This window comes from Marinobacterium sp. xm-g-59, assembly GCF_013283315.1.
Classification (GTDB): Bacteria; Pseudomonadota; Gammaproteobacteria; order Pseudomonadales; family Balneatricaceae; genus Marinobacterium_E.
On the sequence record NZ_WBYR01000002.1, the window covers coordinates 266,554 to 287,499 of the forward strand.

Genomic DNA, 20,946 nt, shown 5'->3' on the forward strand with positions numbered 1-20,946 from the left:
GACTCCTTAAGCCAATTTCGCATCGCGCTGCGACATCTTACGGTAACGCTTATCCATCGCCGCGAGGAAACCACCAAAGGTCATCAACAGACCGCCCAACCAGAGCCAGCGAACATAGGGTTTAAACTGGAGACGAATCGCCCAAGCCCCGCCCTCTAGAGGCTCACCCAGTGCCACATAGAGATCTCTAAATAGACCCGCATCAATCGACGCTTCGGTCATCACGTTGCCACGGGCGGTGTAGAGACGCTTCTCGGGTGTCATGACTTCGTAGAGCTGACCATCCTGGTAGACGTTGATGACACCCTTGTCAGAGGTGTAGTTAGGTCCTTCAACGTGCTCGATACCTTTAAATTCAAACACATACTGCCCAACCTCTTGGCGATCACCGGGCGCCATACGCATATCACGATGTTCAGTAAACGCAGAGACCATCGCGATACCCACCGCAAGAACAGCCATTCCCAAATGTGCCAAATGCATACCCCAGTAAGCACGAGGCAGTTTTTTCAGTGAGGCAAAGAGTGAACCTGAACGCTTACCAGCACGATCGTATAGATCGACAAGAGCACAGAATACGATCCAGTAGGCCAGAATAATGCCCACATATGTCCAGTGATCCCAACCCTCGCCACCACGAATCATCATGGTTGCGACGCCAAAGACGACAGCAAGCACTAAAGGACCGATCAGACGTTTAAACAGTTGCGTCGCATCGGTTTGACGCCAACGCACCAGCGCACCGACACCCAGAGCAACCATCAGCAGAGCGCCTAAAGGAACCGTCAAAGCATTGAAGTAGGGAGGTCCAACCGACATTTTACCCATACCCAGTGCATCAATAAGCAGAGGATAGAGGGTGCCTAGTAGCACTGTGAATGCGATGACTGTCAGTAGAACGTTGTTGACCAACAGCAGGGTTTCACGCGAGACCAAGGTAAAGCTAGAGTCACTCTTCACCTGAGCGGCACGAATACCGTACAGTAGAAGCGATCCCCCAATGGCAACCGCAAGCATGACCAGAATGTAGAAACCACGTGCTGGATCCGATGCAAAGGCATGCACCGAGGTCAGAACGCCGGAACGAACTAAGAAGGTTCCTAACAGACTTAACGAGAAGGCAAAGATCGCAAGCAGTAGCGTCCAGCTTTTAAAGACGCCACGTTTTTCAGTGACTGCCAGGCTGTGAATCAATGCAGTGCCAACTAGCCACGGCATCAATGACGCGTTTTCGACTGGATCCCAGAACCACCAGCCGCCCCAACCAAGTTCGTAGTAGGCCCACCAACTGCCTAGTGCAATACCCAGCGTCAGGAATGCCCAAGCAACGTTCGTCCATGGACGTGACCAGCGTGCCCAAGCGGCATCCATACGTCCGCTCAACAGGGCCGCAATAGCAAAGGCAAACGCAACTGAGAAGCCAACATAGCCCATGTAGAGCATTGGAGGGTGAACAATCAAACCAAAATCTTGAAGCAGTGGGTTAAGGTCTGCACCCTGTGCCGGAGAACGAGGTAAAAGACGCTCGAACGGGCTTGAGGTAAAGATGACGAACGACAGAAAACCGGTCGTAATGATGCCTAACACACCTAAAACGCGACCAATAATGTCCAACGGCAACGCTTTACTCTTCAGAGCAACGGCTAACGTCCAGCCAGCAAGGGTCAGTACCCAAAGTAGAAGAGACCCCTCATGACCACCCCATACTGCACTGACACGGTAGTACCAAGGTAGGGCCGTATTAGAGTTATTGGCAACGTACTCAACACTGAAGTCGTTGGTTAAGAAGGCGTAGACCAGAAAAGCAAAGGCCAGACCAACAAAAAAAGTTACACCGATCGTCAGCGGGCGAGCGTAGCTGACTAACAACAGGCTCGAACGCTGAGCACCTACCATCGGAACAACCGACAGCAGAATGCTTAAAAACATAGCTAAGATTAGAGAGTAGGTTCCCAGTTCGGCAATCACTTGTTGAACTCCTCTTTTGAAGGCATCGGCATCTTACCGCTCTTCTCTAACGCTTCTGCCACTTCAGGCGGCATGTAGTTTTCGTCATGCTTCGCAAGAACTTCAACGGCTTGCAGTGTGCCAGAGGCGTCAAGTTTACCCTGCGCAACAATGCCCTGCCCTTCACGGAACAGATCAGGAAGAATACCGCTGTACTCAATGGCAACCTTGTTCTCGTAGTCGGTCACCTCAAAGGTAACACGCAACGAGTTTGGATCGCGTTTCACACTGCCTTCAACGACCATGCCGCCGGCACGAATACGGGTGTCTGCAGGGGCTTCACCCTTGGCAATCTGAGTCGGAGAGTAGAATAGGTTAATGTTTTGACTCAGTGCATACATCGTCAGACCGATCGCGGCACTGGCGCCAAATACAATCATAAGAACAATGATTAATCGCTTTTTACGTTTTGGATTCATGACTTAACACTTTCACGTTGAATGCGGCGGCGAAGCGAACGACGAGTCTCGCGGCCTTGAATAATGGGCAGATAAAGGCAGAGTGCGATGGTCAGCAGACCCAGCCCATAACTTAACCAGACATACAGGCCATGACCGCCCATATTTAAAAAATCTGCAAAGGTTTCAAACGCCATAGTTCACCTAAAATTTGAGTTGGCTGTAAGGTAGTGTCATTTTCTGACGCAAACCTTAACTACCAAGAAGCTCTTTTACCCAGCCTGCACGGCGTTCGCGAGTTAAAATCTCATTACGAAGACGCAACATCATCGCTAGCCCAAACACTAGGTAGAGAGCGATCACCATCACCAGAAGTGGCATCCACATCTCAGCGGGCATGGCCGGTTTCTCTGTGATTTTAAAAGTGGCTGGCTGATGCAGTGTGTTCCACCACTCCACCGAGTATTTAATGATCGGAATGTTAACCAGACCCACTAACGCCAATACCGCCGTCGACTTAGCGGCTGTGGTTTCACTCTCAATAGCCGAGTTGAGCGCCATCACCCCCAAGTAGAGGAATAGAAGCACTAACATTGAGGTTAAACGCGCATCCCAAACCCACCAAGAGCCCCAGGTAGGCTTACCCCAAATAGCACCGGTTGCCAGAGCTAACACAGCGAGCGCAGCTCCCAGTGGCGCCACAGATTTGGCTACCATATCGGCCACTTTCATCTTCCAGATCAGGCCAATTGCACCGGCAATCGCCATCAACATATAGAAGCTCTGCGCCAGAATCGCCGTCGGTACATGCAGATAGATAATGCGGAAGCTATTGCCCTGCTGATAATCCGATGGCGCAAACGCTAGCCCCCACACCAGACCAATAACAAACAAAAGACCACCAATGGCCGCAAACCAGGGAATCAATTTACCGGTGATCGAGTAACACCAACGAGGTGATGCCAACTGATAGAACCAACGAGGTAACCAACTACTAGCCATAACTTTTATCCACTCACTGAAATTCGTAATGCCGCACCGGCTGCAATAGGCGCCAATGCCAATGCTAATGCCAACATAGCCCCCAACAGCGCCAGATAACCATCTAGGGGCAAACCTGTTACTGCTGCTTGTACGGCGCTAGAGCCAAAAATGAGCACCGGAATATACAAGGGCAAAACCAACAGAGAGATCAACACGCCACCACGACGCAGACCCACCGTCAGTGCTGCACCGATCGCACCGATCAGTGACAGCGTTGGAGTGCCCAACAACAGACTGAGCATCAACCCGGGCATCCCCTCCGAAGGCAAGAACAACATTACACCCAAAAGAGGTGCCACTAGGGTTAGCGCCAAACCTGATAGTAACCAGTGAGCCAACACTTTGGATAGCACCACTAAAAAGACTGGCTGAGGTGATAGCAGCAACTGCTCTAACGAGCCATCTTCGTAGTCCGATTTAAACAGGGTCTCCATCGACAACAGTGTCGCCAACAGAGCCGCTACCCAGACCAGACCGGGGGCTAACTGAGAGAGAAAATTCGGATCAGGGCTAACTCCGATTGGAAAGAGTGACGCGACAATTAAAAAGAAGATCAGCGGATTCACCAGTTCGCTTTTGCGACGAAACGCGAGCGTAAGATCACGCTTAAAAGTCTGCTTAAACAGCTGTAGAGTGGAACTCATTATGACCACTCCCGTTGAGACGAGGCGAAGTGTTCAACATTGATGGTATGCAGAGGAATCTCTGCACTAAGATCCTGGTGCGTAGTCATAATGACACTGCCACCCGCTTGAATGTGCTCAACCATTAACGCCTCTTTCGCTGCCACACCAATTTTATCGATTGCTGTAAACGGCTCATCGAGTATCCAGAGTTTCGCTCTGCTCATATAGAGTTTTGCCAGTGCGATACGACGCCTCTGACCGGCGGACAGCTGATGCGCAGGAACATCTTCAAACCCTTTCAAACCAACACTTTCAAGTGCTTGTTGCGCTCGACTAGCATCCAGCGAGGGGTGTAATGCACACTGCCAATGCAGATTCTCCTCTGCCGTCAGCATGGCACTGACACCGGCTTGGTGACCTATGTATAGAAGTTCTGATAGGAATTGCTCTCGCACCTCATCCATTGGCTCACCACGCCAATAGAGCTCACCTTCATAGTGTGAGCTGAGGCCACACAAAATACTCAGTAGCGTCGTTTTACCGGAGCCATTGCGTCCTTCGACCTGCCAGATTTCACCTTCGGAGACAGTCAGCTGTAGCTGATCGAACAGAATACGATCATCGCGCTCACAAAATAGGGATTGGGCTGTTAAAAGCGCCTGCGCCACAAAGACTCCAAAAGGTTAGCAAATTACAATTCGCGAAATTATAACCTTATTACCATCTGTAGTCAGGTAGAGATAGCAGTTAAAGCGGAGTATCGCCGTGCTTGAGACGGACATACATCAACGCTACGGAGATTGCGTCACCTAACGCCGTATGACGTTGAATCATAGGCATATTCAGTTTGTCAGCAATAGTGTCGAACCGCAGGTCGACATCACCCCCAACGTGACGCCACTTAATGATGTCGTGATAGACGTGCGACAGCTCGATCGCCTTATTAGGAAGACCAAAGCCAAACGCAGGACGCAAGAACTTATCGAGCATGCGAATATCGTAGTTGACGTAGTAGCCGAGGATGGGGCGATTACCGACAAACTCCAACACCTGCTCCAGCGCCTCCTCAATGGAGACACCGTCGGCCAGATCGGCTGCGCGGATTTTATGGATTTTGATCGATTCAGCCGTCAAATCAGCCGGTGGTTTCAATTTAATATCAAGACGATCACTGGTCTTTACGCGCTTACCTTTGATTTTGACGGCGCCAATCGACAGTATTGATGCCTCGCTGACATCAAGACTGGTTGTCTCACAATCTAACGAGACAACCTCATCACCCTCATACTGATCAAAAAGAGAGACCCAACGCGGATCTTTAACCGCACGTTTGTCTTTAAATTTGCGTATAGCACGAGGCAATATCATGTTTAACCAATATCCTTTTGGTTCAGAAGCACTATTCAGCTTAGCTCGACAGATGGAATCGGGACGTTAGTGATTTCTTAAAGCTTTTCACGACTAACAGAGCATCCCTTAACAACTCTCTATCCATTTTATTCAATTGTTGCAACTCAATGATATTAGGCGTTGGGTCAATACCATCCTCTGCCTGCTCTGCACGACGGATCTGCTGACGCAGACGAATGTTCACAAACAGACCTAGTGCTTCTGAGATATCTTTAGAGACACTCTCTTGCATTACCCCTGCATCGACCAGGGCCTCTAAACGCTCAAAGGTATTGGTAGCAAGGATTCTCTGCTCAAGCGCGAAGGTTCTTACGCCATGAACAATAGGAAAAATTCCGCCCTTCTTGATATCTAACTCACCACGCTCTTTTAAATTGCCAAAGAAGGTTAACGGTGTATCAAACTCAACCGCCGCTTTAGCAAAATGCGAGAAGAACAGATCATTGTTACGCATAGTACGCAGGAACCAGTTTCGAGCCACTTTAAACAGTGCTACGTTACCCGCGACCGGCTTGGCATCCACCGCTATCGCCAGTCGCATCTGGTCCTCCGGATCGCTGCTCATCGACCAGTCCTGCAGTTTCTGGGTCCAGTCATCGACTGAATTGATCCACTCAGGGTTAGAGACCATGATATTGCCCGGACAAGGCGGGAAGCCAAACGAGATCAACGTCTCACTAAAGCGCTGCATGGTCTGTCGCTTTTCAGCCCAGTTAAGGCCATTACGAAAGATCAACGCGTTGTCTTGATCCGTCTTCATGATCTGCTCACCGCGACCTTCAGACCCCATCACAATCAAGCAGACGTGAGGCTGCATATCGGCCGGCACCACCAGATCAAACAGCTTAGCGATGATCCGTTTATTCATCGCCGCAAGAAGATCCATAGTAAAACGAATACGAACACCGGTAGAGATCAGCGCTTTGATGAGGTTGTTCAACCCTGTTGCTGCCTCTCTGAGATCCTCTATCGTACTGGCTCGCTCAAGGCGCAGACCAATCACGTGCGAGTGACTAGAGAAGTAGGAGAGCACGTCCGTCAGTTGCACCACGCCAACCAGGGTATCGCCCTCCATGACAACCACACGCTCGATCTGTTGCTGCGTCATAATGACCAAAGCGTTAAATAAGAAGTCATCCGGCTTACAGGTGATCAATCGATAGGTCGCGATGGTCGCAACATCCTCATCGACTGAACCATCATTGAGAACAATAGCATTGAGAATATCGGTACCAGTCACCATACCAATACGACTACCACGACGAACTAAGACCGAATCCGACTTAGTCTCGCGCATCAGTTGAGTCGACTCTTTAATGCTAGTCCCTTCATTAACGATCAGAGGGTCACGAACCACCGCTTCCTCTATCGTCGCCAGCATAAACTCAGCCATATCCTGGCCTTCGCCCTGCTGCGCAACGATTTCTGATTTCGCGGCTAGATTTTGTTGGAAATAGTCGGCAAAACCGGGGTTCGAGTCGATCAGTTCAAGCAGAATATCGGTCGAGAAGATATGACAGATTGTCTCCTCTTCGGCTGTGAAGTTATGAATGGCAGAACCATGCATCGCGGACCAACCACCAAAGTAGTCCTCATTCTCATAGTGCATGAAGACGTGTAGCATCTCATCATCTTCATCCTGAGGCTCACTCTCTGCTACGCGACCTCGAAAGACCACATAGACACCTTCTGACTGCTCACCCGCTTTAATGATCACCTCACCAGATTGGTAGTAGCCGATATCAAGATTGGAGCGCAAGAACTCCTGTTCGGACTCAGTCAGCAGGCTAAAAGGGAGATTCCCCATCTTAAAAGAATCAGGCATTGGACCCTCACTTAGATCGTCGAATAATCGTTTGAGTATTGCGCGTTTTAGAAAAAATTGCAGAAACTCAAATCAACTTTTTCTGAAAAGCGTCACGGTTTTAGTTTCACTAAATTCGTTCCTACAAAGTTAGGTTGTAGGAGGGAATTGGCGCGCAGCGACAAACCCCGACATCTATACAAAGCCACCATCGGCAATTAAAAAAGGCGCCCCGAAGGACGCCTTTCTCATTGTCAGCTAGCTCTTAGTGAGACTGAGCTGCGCCCGCACCACGTGGGATACGGATGTCTTCAACGATCTGCTGGATTTCAGCAGGTGGTTCAGCTGTCATAGAAGAGACAACTTTAGCCACTACGAAGTTCAAGATCATACCCACAGTACCGAAGCCCTCTGGAGAGATACCGAACCACATTTCGTCTTTAGTGCCGCCCATGAACTTGAAGTACACGATGTAAGCCATAGTCGATACGATACCAACGACCATACCAGCGACTGCACCTTGAGTGTTCATGCGCTTGCTGAAGATACCCATTAGGATCGCAGGGAACACAGAACATGCTGCTAGACCGAATGCCAATGCAACTACCTGTGCTACGAAGCCTGGAGGGTTAACACCGAAGTAACCGGCTACAAGAATGGCAACTACTGCCGCACCACGTGCGTATAGAAGCTCCTGCTTGTCGGTGATGTTCGGATTGATGGTTTTCTTCATCAAGTCGTGCGAGATCGATGTCGAGATTACCAACAGTAGACCCGCTGCTGTTGATAGTGCCGCTGCGACCGCACCTGCTGCCACTAGAGCGATTACCCAAGCTGGAAGCTGAGCGATCTCTGGGTTAGCAAGTACCATGATGTCACGGTTAACTGTTAGCTCGTTTGCATCTGTTTTGCTGTAGAAAACAACGCCATCGTTGTTTTTGTCTTCCCACTTGATAAGACCAGTGTTTTCCCAACGAGCGAACCACTCAGGGATGTCTTCGTATTTAACACCAGTGTTAGCAACGCCAGAAGCCGCAGTTTCAGCAGTACCGTTCACAGTCTGGATTAGGTTTACGCGACCGAAGCCTGCAACACCTGGTACAGATGTGTAAAGGATAGCGATGAAGATAAGCGCCCAACCAGCTGAGATACGCGCATCTTTTACGCGAGGTACAGTGAAGAAGCGAACGATTACGTGAGGAAGACCTGCAGTACCACACATTAGTGCAGCCGTCATGAAGAATAGGTCAACCGTAGTTTTAGAACCTGCAGTGTACTGAGCAAAACCTAGCTCAACAGACAATGCATCCAGAGTCGCAAGTACTGACTGACCGCTCTCCAGAGTTGCACCTAGTGCAGTCTGTGGAAGGAAGTGACCAGTTACCTGAACTGATAGGAAGATCGCAGGAACCATGAATGCAAGAATCAATACACAGTACTGAGCAACCTGAGTGTAAGTAATACCCTTCATACCGCCTAGTACAGCGTAGAAGAATACGATCGCCATACCGATGATTACACCAGTATTGATGTCTACGTGTAGGTAACGTGAGAATACGATACCAACGCCGCGCATCTGGCCAGCTACGTATGTGAACGAGATGATGATGGTACAGATAACCGCAATCGTACGAGCAGTGTTGCTGTAGTAACGATCACCGATGAAGTCAGGCACTGTGAACTTACCAAACTTACGTAGGTAAGGTGCAAGTAGCATCGCTAGTAGTACGTAACCACCTGTCCAACCCATTAGGTAGGCAGAAGCATCACGACCGATGAACGATACGATACCCGCTAGTGAGATGAACGATGCAGCTGACATCCAGTCCGCAGCAGTCGCCATACCGTTTGCAACTGGTGGTACACCACCGCCTGCAACGTAGAACTCTTTAGTTGATCCGGCACGTGCCCAGATCGCAATACCAATGTAAAGGGCGAAAGAGCCACCTACAAATAGAAACGTTAACGCGTCAAGACTCATGATTTACTCCTTACTCGTGAACGTCATATTTTTCGTCAAGTTTGTTCATGCTAGACACGTAAGCCCAGATCAACGCGACGAATACAAAGATTGAACCCTGTTGAGCAAACCAGAATCCTAGCGGGAAACCGAAGAATTGGATTTGATCAAGAGCATCGACGAATAGCACACCGCATCCAAACGATACGACGAACCAGATCGCCATGTAGGTGATAATAATGCGAAGGTTCTCACCCCAGTATGCCTGCGCATTTTCTTTGGTCATTGACATAACCTATCCCTTTACAAGTTGTTGTTATAAACAAAAAGGCTGTGATTACCACAGTTGATGATCATCATACCTAAGCCACCTCCCTAAAAGGAGAGCAACTTTAGTCGCAGAGACTTAAGTAAGTGGCTGATTTTAATGATTTTTTAAAACTTTTAGATATACCTTTATAACTAAAAATACATCAAATACACTGTTTTTAAGCATTAAACTGAAACTTTTGGTCGAAACGGCACAAATCGTTAGAATGCTAGGCAACTGTTGTTAGGAATTACACCATGCTGTCAGGTCTATCCGTCACCCTCATCGCTTTAGGCTACCTTGGCCTTCTGTTTGCGATCGCTTACTTAGGCGATCGAAGTCGTGCCGGAAAGAGCTGGGCAGGCAACCCGATCATCTATTCTCTCTCCTTAGCGGTTTACTGTTCATCTTGGACCTTCTATGGTGCCGTCGGACGAGCTCATACCACTGGTTGGGAGTTTTTGGCGACCTATATAGGGCCGGTCATTGTCTTCATTTTGGGCTGGCAGGTCATCGAAAAGATCAGTCGTGTCAGTAAACAGCAGAACATTACTACTATCTCCGACTTTATCTCGTCACGTTACGGCAAAAGTCAAACCATCGCCGTTCTGGTTACAGTCATAGCGGTGTTGGGAACCATTCCCTACATCGCACTTCAGCTAAAAGCGGTTGCAGTGAGTTACAACGCGATTGCGCCTGCTGCGACCGAGGCACTGAGCAAAGGTAGTGATACCGCCCTTGTAGTAGCACTAACAATGGCCCTATTCGCGATTCTGTTTGGTACTCGCCATATCGATGCCACTGAGCACCATCAGGGTTTGGTATTAGCCGTTGCGTTTGAGTCGGTCATCAAATTGACCGCCTTCCTTGCGGTCGGTTTCTTTGTCACCTTTGAATTCTATGGTGGTGTAGAGCAGACCGTTGCCAGCGTTCAATCGCAACTGCACTCGATAAACTTTTCAGGTTCACTGTTTGCGGGGAGTTTCTTAACTGAAATTCTGTTGGCCTGTGGGGCGATCATCTGTCTACCACGCCAGTTCCACGTGACCATTGTCGAGAACATCAAACACAACAACCTTAGAATCGCCCGCTGGCTCTTCCCCACTTACCTATTCCTGCTAGCGCTATTTGTTCTGCCCATCGCGTCGGCCGGTGCTATCTCACTGCCAACCTTCGCGCTTAACCCGGACTCTTGGGTACTGACCTTACCGTTAAGCCAGGGCTATCCTGGACTGGCAACCTTTGCCTTTATCGGTGGCCTATCAGCGGCGACCAGTATGGTTATCGTGGCCTCTATTACTCTGGCTACCATGGTCTGTAACGACATAGTCATTCCTATTCTGCTGCGCATTCCGAGTCTTCGCATTGCAGAGAGCAAAGATCTTGGCCGACTACTGTTAAGTGTGCGCCGTATCACCATCTTCATGCTTCTGTTGATGGGCTACTTCTACTACCGAATTTTGGGGGACCAGGGTTCCCTCGCCTCCTTTGGTCTACTCGCCTTTGTCGCAGCGATTCAATTCTTACCCAGTATCATCGGTGCGTTGTACTGGAAAGAGGGCAACCGAAGCGGTGCCATTGCTGGCTTAGTAAGCGGCTTTGCACTCTGGTGCTATACGCTAGTCTACCCTGTATTCGAAGTCGCCAATTTAGTTCCTGATACACTGATACGTGACGGTGTCATTCCAACTTGGTTACAACCAACCTCCCTATTTGGAATTCAAGGAATTAACCCACTGACTCATGGTGTCATCTGGTCTCTGGGCATTAACATTCTGGCCTACTACCTAGTATCCAACCTAACGCGCGCCCGCTTGGTGGATCGTATTCAGGCCAGTGCATATGTCGATAGCCGACGCGATGAAACAACAGAGCCAGGCCGTCAGACGACACCCGTCACCATCAGCGACCTGCAGATGCTTGCCGAGCGTTTCTTGGGCATTCGCCGCACACAAGAGGCGATGAACGAGTATTGGAGCAGTCGCGATGAAGAGCCATTGCCAGCGGGTGTCAAAGCGGATAACGAACTGATTCAATACATCGAACGCTTACTGGCCGGTGTGATCGGTGCGTCTTCAGCTCGAATCGTCATGGACTCGACACTGCGCGGTAAAGATATGCAGATTGGCGATGTCGTTGCGATTGTTGATGAGGCATCACAGGCACTGCGTTTCAACAAATCGCTGCTACAGTCGACCATTGAGAACGTCTCTCTGGGCATCAGCGTAGTCGATCAGAAGTATCGTCTGGTTGCATGGAACCAAAAGTTCATCGACATGTTCGACTACCCAGAAGAGCTAATTAGCGTCGGCCGCCCCATCGAGGAGATTATCCGTTTCAACGCGGTTCATGGTGAGTATGGATTCTCTGGAAACTCCATCGATGAACAGGTTGAACAGCGCATGCAGCTGCTGCGTTCTGGCAAACCGCACGGGTTTGAACGTTATCGCCCGAACGGCCAAGTGTTAGAGGTACGCGGTAACCCGATGCCCGATGGCGGTTACGTCAACACCTACATGGATATTACCGAGCACAAGCGTGTCGAAGACGCACTGCGTGAGAGTGAGCAGAACATCCGCGTCTATACCGACAACGTGCCGGTCATGATCAGCTATCTCGATCCGGAGCAGAACTACCTATTCGTCAACAAAGCGTTTGCTGATGGCGTTGGCATTAACCGACATACCATTGCCGGCACACCTAGTCATACCATCATGCCTAAAGATCAGTATGAGTTGCGCCAGCCGTTCGTGAGACGTGTATTGCAGGGTGAACGTGTCAAATTTGAAGCTCGCTTACCGACCCAAGACGATTCACTGCGCTTTGCTGAGTTAACGATGATTCCGCACATTGGCGAGTACGGGGACATCTTGGGTTACTTCACACTTTACCAAGATATCACAGAGCGCCGTAATGCCGAGATCGCTCTGCAAGAGACTAATGAAAACCTTGAGAAACGTGTTGAAGAGCGCACCCAAGCGGTATCCCTAATTAACAAAGAGCTGCGCAAAGAGAACACCGTCCGTGCGCTAATGGAAGATGAACTACGCCAGGCCAAATCGGATGCTGAAGCGGCCAACTTAGGTAAAACACGATTCTTGGCTGCGGCCAGCCACGACCTGCTGCAACCACTGAATGCGGCTCGTCTCTTCACATCGGCGCTGGCTCAACAGAGTCACCAGAACGAGACCGCACAGTTGGTTGATAACTTGGATGGTGCTCTGCGATCAGCGGAAGAGCTCATTACTGCCATACTGGACATCTCCAAGCTGGATGCCGGTGCGCTAGAGCCCAACATGACTCACTTCTCTGTCCAAAACGTCTTCTCGAACCTGGATACTGAATTCACCGCTATGGCGGAGAAGAAAGGGCTGAAATTCAAGAGTATCGACTGCAAAGCGGTGGTGCATTCAGATCAAACACTACTGCGTCGTATTCTGCAGAACTTCATCTCAAATGCGATCCGCTACACCAACTCGGGCCGAGTACTGCTGGGTGTTCGCCACCACAGCAAGTTTATCCGCATTGAAGTATGGGATACCGGTGTCGGCATTGCAGAGGATAAGATCTCTGAAGTCTTTGAAGAGTTTCGTCGCATCGACAACCCACGCCACTCAGAGGTACAGGGTCTCGGATTAGGCTTGGCGATTACAGAACGTATCGCCAAGATGCTGAAACATAAGCTGAATGTTCGATCCTGGCCGACCAAAGGCACGGTCTTCAGTGTTGATGTTCCGCTGGGCGACCCTGCACTTGCTGTGAAGCAGAAACCACAACAGCGTGGCTGGATCCGCTCGAAAGGCCTAAACGGCGTCAACGTATTGGTGATCGATAACGAACCGAAGATCCTAGAGGGGATGACCGCACTACTGACCGGCTGGAGCTGTGAAGTACGAACCGCCCTCTCCATTCAAGCGGCTGTTGAAACCTGTAGCGATGGTTCATTCAGACCGGACATCATGCTGGTCGATTACCACCTTGGCGAGACCGATACCGGCATCATGGCATTGAAAGAGCTAGCTGAACTGGGACTCGGCGACGTGCCGGCCATCATCATCACCGCCGACCGAACCGACGAGGTTAAAGCTGAAATAACCGAGCATGGCGCAATACTGCTGAACAAACCTGTCAAACCAGCCGCGCTACGCCAACTAATCAGCAAAAACGTCTCGAAGTAGCTGTTGGAGCGGTCTTAAACTTGTTGTTGGAGCGGTCTTAAACTTGTTGTTGGAGCGGTCTTAAAAAGGCCGCGATTTTTTGGTGGCGGTGTCTGCCCTTCAGCCTGACACAGTAAACCTGGGTCTGACCTCCGGTCTGACCCGGTGACACTTCAGCGTCACACCCCAGCCTTCCAACCAGACGTTATCGGATAACGTCGATCACGACCAAAGCCACGATTGGTAATACGCGTACCAATCGGTGCTTGGCGACGTTTGTACTCGTTAATATCAATCAGACGAATCACTCGCAGCACATCGGCCTCGCTGTACCCTTCAGCAATGATCATCTCAGCGCTGTAATCATGCTCAACGTACATTTCGATGATCGCATCCAGCTGACCATAATCTGGCAAGCTGTCTTGATCTGTCTGATCAGGGCGAAGCTCTGCCGAGGGTGGACGAGTGATGACACGCTCTGGGATTACTGGGCTGATCGTATTGCGGTAACGCGATAGCTCATAGACCAGAGTTTTCGGAATATCTTTAAGGACACAGAAACCACCCGCCATATCACCGTACAAGGTCGAATAACCAACGGCCGTTTCCGATTTATTGCTGGTCGTCAGAACGAGGTAGCCTTTCTTGTTGGAAATCGCCATTAACAAGACACCCCGACAGCGTGCTTGCAGGTTCTCTTCCGTTGCATCGACCTCTGTGCCAGCAAATTCGCCCGCCAACTCCTGCATGAATGCTTCATACATCGGTTCAATCGAGATCACTGAGTGGCGAATGCCTAGAGCCTCTGCTTCCAGTGCAGCATCTTCGACACTGATAGAGGAGGTGTACTTAAACGGCATCATGACACACTCAACGCGATCCGGACCCAAGGCATCCACAGCAACTGCAGCCGTTAATGCCGAATCGATACCGCCAGATAGGCCAAACACTACCCCCTTAAAGCCGTTCTTGTTAACGTAATCACGCACACCCATTACAAGCGTTTGGTAGACCATACTATAGTGATCAGCTTCGGGCGTTGAAGGCTGTAGCGGCTCAACAGCACCCGATTCAAGATCGATAGATACCTTGTAGATACCCTCTTCATGATGAGGCGCCATGTAGGCTAGCTGCCCCTTGGCATCCACGACCTGCGAACCACCATCAAAGACCAACTCATCCTGCGCACCCACTTGGTTTACATAGACAATCGGGGCATTTGCAGTGGTTGCACGATCTTGTAACGCCTCGGTACGCTCATTGGTTTTACCCATGTGATAGGGAGATGCATTAGGCACAAGAATCGCTTTAACACCGGCCTCGGCCTGGCGTTGAGTCGGCTCTCTCTCCCAAATATCGGCACAGATTTGCAGCCCTAAAGTGTGACCCTTGTACTCAAATACACCGTCATTAGTGTGCGGTTCAAAGTAGCGATCTTCATCAAAGACAAGATAGTTAGGCAGATGCTGTTTGGCATACTCGATCAACACCTCACCATCCTCAATGATGGCCGCCATGTTGCGTAACTCGCCCTCTTTCTCAGCTGGATAGCCCACCAACAAAGCAATGCCACGGACCTCAGTTTTCAGCCGTTCAAGGGCCTCATCAACCCGACGTTTAAGACTGGGACGCAGCAACAAATCTTCGGGCGGATAACCGGTAATCGACAGCTCAGAAAAGACGATAATATCCGTATCACCTTGAGACGCTGCATCCATAGCAGCATCGATCATCTTTTGTGTATTACCCGGAATATCACCGACAAGAAAATTGATTTGAGCGAGCGCGACGACAAGTTGCTGAGACATAAAGCGATCTGAAATCTTCAAATTAAATAGATTGCCAAAGTATACGCACATCCCCCGTAGGAGGGAATTTGAGCAAAGCGAAAAAGCCCGAAAATTCATTCATGGCGACTGGCTTCAGCCTATCACCACCCCAATAAAAAGCACCCTGTTGGAGCTTTCTCAAAGAGGAAGCGATCAGGTGACTGGTTTTAACCTGTCATCCGCACCATGGAAAAACACACCCTGTAGGAGGCCACCCAAAGGGACGCCGACCGCTTTTAATCATCCGCAGATGTTTGGCAGAAACTTGGCAAATACTCACTAGGAATCAACGACTCATCCGAATCATCGCTAATACATCGCCAAGTCGTCGGAAAATCCGGATTCTCCGCCCGCAACACAAACCGCCGCCCTTCCAACTCATCAATATTGGCAATTGATACCCGAATTTCGCCGGAGGAATGACTCCACCATGCATTCTTTACATAAGCGGAGTTATCCCCAAAGTATTCATTACTGACGCCTAGTTCACTAAGGGCTGTATTCCATTTCAAATCTTTTAAACCTGAAGTACCGCCATTCGCAATCGCATAATCAACCAGCGCCAGCTTAATCGGCTCCGTTGCTGCCAGAGCATCGATCAACTTGGCACGCACCGTGAATTGAGTATACGCAGGCAGTGCAATTGAAGAGAGAATAGCGATGATCACGACCGCGATCATCAGTTCGATGAGGGTATAGCCACCCATCCTTGGGTGCTTGTAACCGTCCATGGTATCTCCCGTTTAGAATTATTCAGTTTATAGTTGCATTGATAGTGCCAGAGTTTTCGGAATCTGGAACTACAACAGCCGTAACAACTGCATTCCGTGCATTTTCACCTGTACCGACAACAATAGTGTCTCCAATATTTAAACTACCGCTACTTACAGCACATGCATCAGTTATTGTAACTGTCCCTCCATCTTGTATTTCAGAGCCCACCTTTTTTGTACAGCTAACCGAATCATTCTCTTGATAATCGAGGGCCTTGTTATTAAAACCAGAACTACCAGTGTTATTTAACAGCACAACATCATACTGTCCTGAATAATCTATGGACGGACAAGTTCCAATTACCACTGATAGTTCTGAACCTGAAATATTCGATATTATGTTACTGAATACTTCCTGCCCCCCAAGTGGATTACACACTTCATAGGCATCAGGTACATTGTGTGAAATTGTTATTGAATCACTATAGGGCACCCCATCAGGAACAAACACTTTGCAGCTGTATGTGTTATCTGTATTTGTGCAGATATCGACATTAGTACAACTACTAATGTCGACTGAGCCGTCCGAATTTCTCTCACAACTTTTTATATCCCCTGAGGGGTATTGAGATGTTGAAGATGCAACTACAGACCCATAAGATGAAGATACAGTCCCCGTAATACTATATATGCTTACTGTGCTTGTTGAAGCCAATGCGCTTGGTATTGTTCCAGGACAACTGAAGGAGCCCCCTACCTGAAGACAGATAAAGTCCCCTCCGTTTGACTCAAATGAGGTTATTCCCACAGGGAATAAACCGCTGTAACTAGCAACACTAACTGTATTCATCTGTGCAATACAACTATCATCTAAATCCAAAGAATTTGAAGGCGTTCCGACAATCATGAAGTCATGATTTGGATCGCCAATAACTACATTAGATTCGGTACTAGCATCCGCGTAACCATAAATATCACCCTCACCTATACCATGTGAAATCAACAATAAATTACCACTAGAATCAACACCATAATAATCATCGGTACCAATCCGAGTTCTAGCTATCGTGTACCCCCTGTAAGCTCTTCGATACTCAGAAGGTTCAAGCCAAACAGCATGACGGCTCAAATCGGTACCATCATTTGTATATGCTGGGTCTCCTACACAATGATCCTCAAAATTAGTTGTATCTACATCTATGTTTCCATACCAACCAGCGCCAAAATAGCAAATGTATTCTACAAACCAATCACTCCCAGATTGATTTGGAGAACCGTGAGGACAAATACCCGTGTCAGAAGGTTTAACAACAATTGAGCTAACTGAATCACTTGTCATATTTGCAGACGAAACATCTACATAAACAACACCACGTATTTCAGAAAAAGCATCGCCACTATATGTTAATAAAGGCAAAGCACCTGAGGCCGTGTTGTAGACCAAGGCAACACCTACTCCATCTGCACCAGATACAACGCTCATATCTTCTAAACGAAAGTCTGGATTAAAGTTACCTCCTGGTGCATTAGTTTGGTCATACTTAGCACCGCCAGTTGGAGGATTTATATAAAAAGGAGTGCCACTACCGCTACCACTGCCCGTATTTACCAATGCTTTTGAATCATAAATATCGTCGACAACTGATGTTCTTAAACTGACTTCTTGGCCATCCCAACTAACTTGAATCAATGCATCAAGCACCTCACCGGAGGTTGAATCTCTGGAAGCTAACGCACTACTGATGATAAATTGCCCATTGGCACCATTAATTGGCGAGTTTACTGTCGGCCAGATAGCAGAAGGGGGCGACAAGCTTGCAAAATTATTTGCCGCAAGAGAATGCAAAACTTCAATTTGGTTTTGAGCTATTGATAATGCTTCTGCATGAGCTTTGGTATTGGAAGACTCCTTTATCCAATAACTAGAAAACAAACCTATACCCAAAAGGCCTACGGCCGAGACAATAAGTGCAATTAAGGCCTCTATGAGAACAAAGCCTTTACAAGTATTACGAACCACCATCACCAGTCCCTCCATGTTCCCACAGAAACGCCTGCATTAGACTCGTCACCTATAATGCTCGTGAGTGATGAATCGAAAACAACTGTAAAACCACCTTTACCTATATTTATGGCACCTCTTACGATAAGCGTACCAAAGAAGGCAGCAGAACCGTTTGCAGAATTTATGTCACCGTCCACATACATGACTCCGTAATGCCTGGCATTAGAATTAACTTCAAAGTCACCATCGATAATTAATGCTTTCGGTTCAGACGGGCTTCCAAGAACTAGATTTGGGCTTATCGTGTTATCACCACTACTAAACAAACAAACCTTAGACCCTTCAGCATCAGCTAAAGTTTGAATTTCAGAATCAGATTTTCCGTCAACATCGATCCAATTCGTGCAAAAAGATGACATTTTTTTTCCAAGAAACGCTCTCTGAAAATCACTCTCAGACAATCCAGAAAGTTGCGGGTCTTGGTCTATAACATCGGCACCAATATACGTTTCACTTCCGGATTTACCTGTTCCTATCTGGCAGGACACAGGGTCGGGATTAAAATTGGTGGTGTTGTAAGTACATGTAGTACTTCCAAGCGCCGGCACCCAAGTACTTGCGGAACCTGTTAACCCAGAAGCGCCACCGCTCCAAATTGTGAAATTACCTTGGGTGTTTATTATGGTCATCCCACCACTAGCCGATATCACTCCGGCTGTTACAACAGATACCTCTGGGAGCTCAATCTCAGTATATGCCATCTGCGACTGTATTCGGCGCAACACGCTTGCATCATCACTCTCACCTGTAGCATATATGACTAAAGGTGATTTTGATGAACTTCGCCAATAACTCCAGCTCTCAGCAGCGCCAGAAATAGAGCCTGATGCTTTTGAAGCTTCCAACGGCAAATCGCTTGTGGATCTCAACTGATTTACGGCTGATGCAAATCCTGAACGCGCAGCTTCAAAAGCTTTGGCCGCACGAATTTCGTCTGCCACAACTTGTTTTTCATTGATAATTGAAGATGAAATAGTAAAAGCTGTAATAGTTGTAGCGATCAACAGAACGACAACGGTAACAAGTGTCGCAATGCCTTTTTGATTTTTTATTCGGTGAGAAATGATCATTTTCAGTCCTCAACGTAGTTGTTAGGAATTAATATAGAGACTGATTTAGTAGAGCTGAGTGATTCAGTCGCATGAGATGCAGTAATAGATAGATCAACCGTTCGTGTGTAGACGGTAACGCTACCGTTAGCTGTGGATACGGCATTCAAAGTAATCGTTAGATCACTAATATCCATAACTGATTCATCTGTGATTGCAGTCCAATGTGTTTTGTCAAAGACAGGGTCACAGTTGGCTGACTCGTCTGCTTTTGTATGAATTACTCCACTATCAAGACGAAAACCTTTCTGATCCGTTGAATCAGCGGAACTATCGGCATCATCAGAATTAACATCGTAACCATACAAAATGCAGTCTCCACTCACATTAACATCTAGAGCGGAGCTAGTTGTCTGGTAGTAACTATTACTACCTTGAGCCGAATAGCCATGACGACGAATCTCGCCGCTCATGGTATCTAGAAGAATGCTCAATTCTCGGTTGAGTTGAGTCGAGGCCAAGGTTGTTTTACTCACGTTAAATATCTGCAGGTAGAGAAACAGCGCTCCAGAGAGAACGATAAGACCCACAGCCATTCCGATCATCAGTTCAATCAAGGTATAGCCAGACTGAAACTTCATTCTCACTCTACTCATCTACCACCCTAATCAACTGATTATTGGAAATGGATATTTTTCGAGAATCACCGTTTTCACCAGTGACTGAAATAGAGACTGACGCAGCTGACAATGCCGGCATTACAAACGCTGTACTTACTCCTGTTAAAACCGTGACGCCAGGGTAATCACGTCCGTGAGCATAGATTGGTGCATCCGATGATGCACAAGTTGCGTCACTCGCACTGGATGCATAGGCACACCAGTCACCCGAATCATCGCTGACAAAGAAGTATCTAGTGCGATTGTTCGATACAGCTTGGCGCCTAGCCAATATTGCCTGACTGTAGATTGCCTGAGCAGCACCTAACAGACGCTCTCTAGCGATGTAATCTTGGTATGAAGGTATAGCGATAGCCGCAATGATTCCGATAATAGCGACTGTCACCATCACCTCAACCATAGTGACGCCTTTCTGATTTATGCCTATGCGCTGCATTATCGTTCCCAACAGGTATCTAATGGAGCAGTAGAAACATCAACTGCACCAGCCCGGTCAGCAATAAATTCAGTACAAGTAGAGTCAGTATGAGGTGATTTTGGTACTGCCGATAGATAATATAACGATTCTGTAGGTGCAGACGCACCCGATACAACACTTATACTCCAATAGCCTTCAGGCGAAACAGAAAGATCCTCACCTAAGACACTTGATGAATCTGTAGCGAACGATACGTTGTTAGCCCGATACTTCTCTTGAGCAATTCGAAGCGCAGCCAATCCATTCATCGCGTCTCCACGCTTGGCTCGAAGCACATAATCCTGATAAGCCGGATAAGCGATGGCCGCAAGAATTCCGATGATCGTCACTACGATCATCAATTCAATCAGAGTAAAGCCTTTTTGGTGACGCATTGAGTCCCTCCGTTACATTCATTAAATATAGCAGAGGAACAG

General features: G+C 48.2%; 18 protein-coding genes. 1 reads left to right on the plus strand and 17 read right to left on the minus strand.

Translation table 11 applies throughout. The annotated features are described in order from the left end of the window. Window positions 1-6 precede the first annotated feature (6 nt). The 10 genes from XMG59_RS03735 to XMG59_RS03780 all read right to left on the minus strand — a co-directional run bounded on the left by XMG59_RS03735 (window position 7) and on the right by XMG59_RS03780 (window position 9,535). Window positions 7-1,968 (minus strand): heme lyase CcmF/NrfE family subunit, encoded by a 1,962-nt coding sequence (locus XMG59_RS03735; RefSeq protein ID WP_173498238.1) that lies wholly within the window; start codon window positions 1,966-1,968, stop codon window positions 7-9. Beyond that, the gene (ccmE, locus tag XMG59_RS03740; protein WP_173480387.1) at window positions 1,965-2,426 is read right to left on the minus strand and encodes a cytochrome c maturation protein CcmE; all 462 of its coding nucleotides are present in this window, start codon (window positions 2,424-2,426) and stop codon (window positions 1,965-1,967) included. The genes XMG59_RS03735 and ccmE overlap by 4 nt, the downstream gene beginning before the upstream one ends. Then, complete coding sequence (ccmD, locus tag XMG59_RS03745; protein WP_173480386.1) at window positions 2,423-2,602, minus strand: heme exporter protein CcmD; 180 nt, start codon at window positions 2,600-2,602, stop codon at window positions 2,423-2,425. The genes ccmE and ccmD overlap by 4 nt, the downstream gene beginning before the upstream one ends. A 55-nt stretch (window positions 2,603-2,657) precedes the next feature. Continuing rightward, window positions 2,658-3,407: a heme ABC transporter permease CcmC gene (ccmC, locus tag XMG59_RS03750; RefSeq protein ID WP_173480385.1), complete on the minus strand. Its 750-nt coding sequence runs from the start codon at window positions 3,405-3,407 to the stop codon at window positions 2,658-2,660. A gap of 5 nt (window positions 3,408-3,412) precedes the next feature. Next, a complete protein-coding gene (gene ccmB / locus XMG59_RS03755) occupies window positions 3,413-4,093 on the minus strand; it encodes a heme exporter protein CcmB (RefSeq protein ID WP_173498239.1) in 681 nt (226 codons plus the stop codon). Further along, window positions 4,093-4,743, minus strand: coding sequence for a cytochrome c biogenesis heme-transporting ATPase CcmA (ccmA, locus tag XMG59_RS03760; RefSeq protein ID WP_173498240.1), 651 nt, complete (start codon window positions 4,741-4,743; stop codon window positions 4,093-4,095). The genes ccmB and ccmA overlap by 1 nt, the downstream gene beginning before the upstream one ends. Window positions 4,744-4,822: 79 nt before the next feature. Further along, window positions 4,823-5,443: a 3'-5' exonuclease gene (locus tag XMG59_RS03765; protein ID WP_173480382.1), complete on the minus strand. Its 621-nt coding sequence runs from the start codon at window positions 5,441-5,443 to the stop codon at window positions 4,823-4,825. A 40-nt stretch (window positions 5,444-5,483) separates the two neighbouring features. Beyond that, on the minus strand, window positions 5,484-7,310 hold the full coding sequence (locus tag XMG59_RS03770) for a DUF294 nucleotidyltransferase-like domain-containing protein (RefSeq protein WP_173498241.1): 1,827 nt from the start codon (window positions 7,308-7,310) through the stop codon (window positions 5,484-5,486). Window positions 7,311-7,554: 244 nt separating this feature from the next. Then, window positions 7,555-9,270 carry a sodium:solute symporter family protein gene (locus tag XMG59_RS03775; RefSeq protein WP_173482870.1) on the minus strand — a complete coding sequence of 572 codons (1,716 nt, stop codon included), beginning with the start codon at window positions 9,268-9,270 and terminating at the stop codon, window positions 7,555-7,557. A 10-nt stretch (window positions 9,271-9,280) separates the two neighbouring features. Beyond that, window positions 9,281-9,535 carry a DUF4212 domain-containing protein gene (locus XMG59_RS03780; RefSeq protein WP_173482871.1) on the minus strand — a complete coding sequence of 85 codons (255 nt, stop codon included), beginning with the start codon at window positions 9,533-9,535 and terminating at the stop codon, window positions 9,281-9,283. A gap of 281 nt (window positions 9,536-9,816) precedes the next feature. Between XMG59_RS03780 and XMG59_RS03785 the strand changes: the two genes are divergently transcribed. Further along, window positions 9,817-13,737 (plus strand): NahK/ErcS family hybrid sensor histidine kinase/response regulator, encoded by a 3,921-nt coding sequence (locus XMG59_RS03785; RefSeq protein ID WP_173498242.1) that lies wholly within the window; start codon window positions 9,817-9,819, stop codon window positions 13,735-13,737. A 158-nt stretch (window positions 13,738-13,895) separates the two neighbouring features. Here XMG59_RS03785 and XMG59_RS03790 read toward each other — a convergent pair whose 3' ends face one another. The 7 genes from XMG59_RS03790 to XMG59_RS03820 form a co-directional block, all read right to left on the minus strand. Next, the gene (locus XMG59_RS03790) at window positions 13,896-15,524 is read right to left on the minus strand and encodes an NAD+ synthase (RefSeq protein ID WP_173498243.1); all 1,629 of its coding nucleotides are present in this window, start codon (window positions 15,522-15,524) and stop codon (window positions 13,896-13,898) included. A 257-nt stretch (window positions 15,525-15,781) separates the two neighbouring features. Continuing rightward, the gene (locus tag XMG59_RS03795) at window positions 15,782-16,276 is read right to left on the minus strand and encodes a prepilin-type N-terminal cleavage/methylation domain-containing protein (protein WP_173498286.1); all 495 of its coding nucleotides are present in this window, start codon (window positions 16,274-16,276) and stop codon (window positions 15,782-15,784) included. Window positions 16,277-16,298: 22 nt separating this feature from the next. Then, entirely contained in the window at window positions 16,299-18,284 is a 1,986-nt protein-coding gene (locus tag XMG59_RS03800) for a hypothetical protein (protein WP_173498244.1), read from the minus strand. Next, window positions 18,281-19,393, minus strand: coding sequence for a hypothetical protein (locus XMG59_RS03805; RefSeq protein WP_173498245.1), 1,113 nt, complete (start codon window positions 19,391-19,393; stop codon window positions 18,281-18,283). The genes XMG59_RS03800 and XMG59_RS03805 overlap by 4 nt, the downstream gene beginning before the upstream one ends. A 2-nt stretch (window positions 19,394-19,395) precedes the next feature. Continuing rightward, on the minus strand, window positions 19,396-20,013 hold the full coding sequence (locus tag XMG59_RS03810) for a PilW family protein (protein WP_173498246.1): 618 nt from the start codon (window positions 20,011-20,013) through the stop codon (window positions 19,396-19,398). Window positions 20,014-20,020: 7 nt separating this feature from the next. Further along, window positions 20,021-20,488: a GspH/FimT family protein gene (locus XMG59_RS12070; protein WP_173498247.1), complete on the minus strand. Its 468-nt coding sequence runs from the start codon at window positions 20,486-20,488 to the stop codon at window positions 20,021-20,023. Beyond that, window positions 20,488-20,904 (minus strand): type IV pilin protein, encoded by a 417-nt coding sequence (locus XMG59_RS03820; RefSeq protein ID WP_173498248.1) that lies wholly within the window; start codon window positions 20,902-20,904, stop codon window positions 20,488-20,490. The genes XMG59_RS12070 and XMG59_RS03820 overlap by 1 nt, the downstream gene beginning before the upstream one ends. Window positions 20,905-20,946 lie beyond the last annotated feature (42 nt).

Excerpts from the sequence above, each read along its gene's own strand:
- ccmD (WP_173480386.1), bottom strand. The coding sequence starts at position 2,602 with ATGGCGTTTGAAACCTTTGCAGATTTTTTAAATATGGGCGGTCATGGC.
- XMG59_RS03780 (WP_173482871.1), bottom strand. The coding sequence starts at position 9,535 with ATGACCAAAGAAAATGCGCAGGCATACTGGGGTGAGAACCTTCGCATT.
- XMG59_RS03820 (WP_173498248.1), bottom strand. The coding sequence starts at position 20,904 with ATGCGTCACCAAAAAGGCTTTACTCTGATTGAATTGATGATCGTAGTG.
- XMG59_RS03770 (WP_173498241.1), bottom strand. The coding sequence starts at position 7,310 with ATGCCTGATTCTTTTAAGATGGGGAATCTCCCTTTTAGCCTGCTGACT.
- XMG59_RS12070 (WP_173498247.1), bottom strand. The coding sequence starts at position 20,488 with ATGCAGCGCATAGGCATAAATCAGAAAGGCGTCACTATGGTTGAGGTG.
- XMG59_RS03795 (WP_173498286.1), bottom strand. The coding sequence starts at position 16,276 with ATGGACGGTTACAAGCACCCAAGGATGGGTGGCTATACCCTCATCGAA.
- ccmE (WP_173480387.1), bottom strand. The coding sequence starts at position 2,426 with ATGAATCCAAAACGTAAAAAGCGATTAATCATTGTTCTTATGATTGTA.
- XMG59_RS03810 (WP_173498246.1), bottom strand. The coding sequence starts at position 20,013 with ATGAAGTTTCAGTCTGGCTATACCTTGATTGAACTGATGATCGGAATG.
- XMG59_RS03765 (WP_173480382.1), bottom strand. The coding sequence starts at position 5,443 with ATGATATTGCCTCGTGCTATACGCAAATTTAAAGACAAACGTGCGGTT.
- XMG59_RS03805 (WP_173498245.1), bottom strand. The coding sequence starts at position 19,393 with ATGATCATTTCTCACCGAATAAAAAATCAAAAAGGCATTGCGACACTT.
- XMG59_RS03775 (WP_173482870.1), bottom strand. The coding sequence starts at position 9,270 with ATGAGTCTTGACGCGTTAACGTTTCTATTTGTAGGTGGCTCTTTCGCC.
- XMG59_RS03790 (WP_173498243.1), bottom strand. The coding sequence starts at position 15,524 with ATGTCTCAGCAACTTGTCGTCGCGCTCGCTCAAATCAATTTTCTTGTC.
- ccmB (WP_173498239.1), bottom strand. The coding sequence starts at position 4,093 with ATGAGTTCCACTCTACAGCTGTTTAAGCAGACTTTTAAGCGTGATCTT.
- XMG59_RS03785 (WP_173498242.1), top strand. The coding sequence starts at position 9,817 with ATGCTGTCAGGTCTATCCGTCACCCTCATCGCTTTAGGCTACCTTGGC.
- ccmC (WP_173480385.1), bottom strand. The coding sequence starts at position 3,407 with ATGGCTAGTAGTTGGTTACCTCGTTGGTTCTATCAGTTGGCATCACCT.